Raw genomic sequence first — 3038 nt, 5'->3', positions numbered from 1 at the left:
CCCAGCCCCCCCCCCCCCACCACCACAACAACCCCCACCCCCACCCCCCGTCGGTTCTCCACCCCACCCACCCCCCCCCCCCCCCCCAACCCACGTCACGGACCGATGGGGAAGTCGAAATAGCGGTCCGGGTGCGGTTCGTCGGTCAAGGTGTAGTGCCACCACTCGTACTCGTACGCCCGGAAGCCGCACGACTCCATGATCGACCGCAGGCGCCGGCGGTTCTCCGCCTCGACGGGGCCGATCCCCGGTGCGCCGTGGTGCGAGACCGGGTCCATCAGGTCGTGGTCGCCGCCCATGGGCGCGAGTTCACCGGTGCCCAGGTGGTAGAGCGTCAAGTCCACCGTGCCGCCCCGGCTGTGACCGGATCTGGCGGCCACGTACCCCTTCCCGACCATCTCGGCGCGGTCGATGTTCGGGTAGTGCCGCGGTTTGGTCCGGCCGTCCTCCGGCTGCCGCGACCAGCGCAGGAAGCAGTCCACGGCGCGCTGCGGGCGGTAGCCGTCCCAGACGAGCAGCCCGAAGCCGAGCGTCGCGGCCTTCTCCTGCGCGTTGCCCAACGCCTCGCACAACGCCCTCGTGCCGACGATCCGGTTCACCTCGTAGCCGTCCACCGGCTTGCCGGTGAAGTTGTCCCAGGTGGCGTACTTGGCGTCCCAGCGGATGCCGGGCACCACCTCGTCCAGGAAGGCGAAATCGCCGTTCATCGCACCGCCCCGGGCACGGCCAGGGACACGACCCGGTCGATCACGTCGCCGAGCGACAACCCGGCGGCGGCCATCATCCTCGGGTAGCGGCTGTACGAGGTGAGGCCGGGCAGGGTGTTGACCTCGTTGAGGACCACCGTGCCGTCCTCCGTCAGGAACATGTCCACGCGCGCCAGCCCCCGGCAGCCCAGAGCGCGGTACACGGTCTTCGCGGTCTCGCGGACGAGCGCGCGCGACTCGGCCGGGATGTCGGCGGGGACGATCGCGACCGAGTTCTCGGACCCGTTCTCCGGCTCGCTCTCCTGGTGGATCCGGAAGAAGCCGTGGGACAGCGCGATCCGGTCCACCTCGCCGGCGACCAGCTCGCCGTCGTTCCCGAGGATGGCGCAGCCGATCTCGCTGCCGACGACCGCCTCCTCGATCAGCACCTTCGAGTCGTACCGCCGCGCGGCGTCCACCGCGGTCGCCAGGTCCTCGGCGCGGGTCACCTTGCCGACCCCGAACGACGATCCGGAGCGGGCGGGCTTCACGAAGACGGGGTAGGTCAGCCGGTCGGGGTCGACGTGCTCGCCCGCCGTGAGGGTGCGGAACTCCGGCGTGGCGACCCCGGCACTGCGCGCGACCAGGTAGGTGAGCGACTTGTCCATGCACAGGGCGGAACTCTGGACGTCGCAGCCGGCGTAGGGGATGCCGGACAGCTCCAGCAGGCCCTGCACCGCGCCGTCCTCGCCCTGCTTGCCGTGCAGGACGGGCAGCACGACGTCCAGGTCGATCGTCCGGTACCGCCCGTCGTCCAGCACGAGCAGCCCGCGCGCGTCGCGGTCCGGCGACAGCACGACCGGGCGGCCCCCGTCCTCCCACTCCCCGTCCGGCCCGTCGCAGAGCCGCCAGGCGCCGTTGCGCGTGATCCCGACGTAGTACGGCTCGTACTTCCCGGTGTCGAGGTGCTTCGCCACCTCCCGCGCGGACTTGACGGAGACGGGGTGCTCCTCGGAGCGTCCGCCGAACACAATGCCGATCTTCATATCCAGTGCTGCTTCCTGCGGTCGAAGTCGCGACAGTTGACGAGGGAGTTCTCGACCACGTCGCTCAGGGCGTGGTCGGTGTAGTAGGCGGTGTGCGGGCTGATGAGCACGTTCGGCATCTCCTGCAACCGCGCCAGCTGCGCGCTGGGCAAGGGCCGGTCCCGGCGGTCGGCGTAGAAGATCCCTTCCTCGCCTTCGAGGACGTCGAGCGCCGCACCGCCCAACCGGCCGTCCGCCAACGCCCGGATGAGGGCGTCGGTGTCGATGAGCCCGCCCCGGCCGGTGTTGACGACGAACGCGCCGGGCTTCATCTGCCCGATGCGGCGACGGTCCAGCAGGTGGCGCGTGGTCGCGTCGAGCGGTGTGTGGAGCGTGACGATGTCGCTCTGCTGCAACAACTCGTCGAGGGGGACGTAATCGGCGGAGGACCTGGGGCGGATGTCATGGGCGAGCTTCCGGCAGCCGAACCCCCACAGCCGGTCGATGACCGCGGAACCGATCCGGCCGGTGCCGACCACCCCGACGGTCAGGTCGCGCAGCTCTTTCCCGCGCACTTCGTGCAACCGGTAGTCGTGGGCGTCCGTGCGCCTGATGGTGGCCTTCGCGTTCCGGATGGCCATCAACATCAGCATCACCGTGTAGTCGGCCACGCTGTCGGGCGAATAGGCGACGTTCTCCACGGAGATGCCGACGCTCCTCGCGTACTCCACGTCGATGTGGTTGTACCCGACGCTCCTGGTGGAGATGTACGACACGCCCACCCGGCTCAGCGCGCGGAGCGTGCCGTTCGTGATCGGGGTTTTGTGGCCCACGCTGACGCAGCGGTGCCCCGACGCCAATCCGGCGTTGTCCTCCGACACCGGGTCCCCGGTGATGGTCGGCACGACGCCGTGGCGCGGCGCCATCGCCCGGAACAGGACGGCTTCGTCCGGTTCGCAGCCGTACACCGTGATCCCCGTGGTGGGACCGGCTGACGGGGGCACCGGCGACCGGGCGCGGCGGGCCGATTCCCGTGCCGTTTCGCTGTCGAACATGCCACCAGTCAAGACGGCGCGGTGTTGCCGGCACGTATGCGGTTTTCGATATGCCGACGATATGCGCCGGCCGGTAAGGCGCTTCCCCTTGTGCTCGGGGGAATGGCGGGTTTCACGGGCGTGTCCCCGCGTCGGCGCGCCCGACGGGAAGCCGGGCCGGCGGCGTGCGGTCAGTCGTGCGCCCGGCGGAAGAGCAGGGGCACGCCGGAGGGTAACACAACAACACCAAACAGAGCAGCACCGACCCCCCCCCGAGAGAGATATCAGGGTGT

3 protein-coding genes are annotated in these 3038 nt (G+C 70.2%); all 3 read right to left on the bottom strand.

The genetic code is table 11. From position 1 onward, the window contains the following. Positions 1-95: 95 nt before the first annotated feature. From vanX to ACFXGA_RS24645, 3 genes are read right to left on the bottom strand one after another with little or no spacing between them, the layout of a single operon-like run. Complete coding sequence (vanX, locus tag ACFXGA_RS24655) at positions 96-707, bottom strand: D-Ala-D-Ala dipeptidase VanX (protein WP_378091497.1); 612 nt, start codon at positions 705-707, stop codon at positions 96-98. Beyond that, positions 704-1732: a D-alanine--(R)-lactate ligase gene (gene vanA, locus ACFXGA_RS24650; RefSeq protein ID WP_378091495.1), complete on the bottom strand. Its 1029-nt coding sequence runs from the start codon at positions 1730-1732 to the stop codon at positions 704-706. The genes vanX and vanA overlap by 4 nt, the downstream gene beginning before the upstream one ends. Further along, positions 1729-2637 carry a D-isomer specific 2-hydroxyacid dehydrogenase family protein gene (locus ACFXGA_RS24645; protein WP_378091547.1) on the bottom strand — a complete coding sequence of 303 codons (909 nt, stop codon included), beginning with the start codon at positions 2635-2637 and terminating at the stop codon, positions 1729-1731. The genes vanA and ACFXGA_RS24645 overlap by 4 nt, the downstream gene beginning before the upstream one ends. Between the last annotated feature and the right edge of the window lie 401 nt (positions 2638-3038).

This window comes from Actinosynnema sp. NPDC059335 (assembly GCF_042752395.1).
In the GTDB taxonomy this organism is placed as follows: Bacteria; Actinomycetota; Actinomycetes; order Mycobacteriales; family Pseudonocardiaceae; genus Actinosynnema.
Note: the sequence above shows the minus strand (reverse complement) of the source record. Positions and strands in the feature narration are given on the sequence as shown.

Bases quoted from the DNA above. Each gene is read 5' to 3' on its own strand.
- vanX (WP_378091497.1), bottom strand. From the start codon at position 707: ATGAACGGCGATTTCGCCTTCCTGGACGAGGTGGTGCCCGGCATCCGC.
- vanA (WP_378091495.1), bottom strand. From the start codon at position 1,732: ATGAAGATCGGCATTGTGTTCGGCGGACGCTCCGAGGAGCACCCCGTC.
- ACFXGA_RS24645 (WP_378091547.1), bottom strand. From the start codon at position 2,637: ATGGCGCCGCGCCACGGCGTCGTGCCGACCATCACCGGGGACCCGGTG.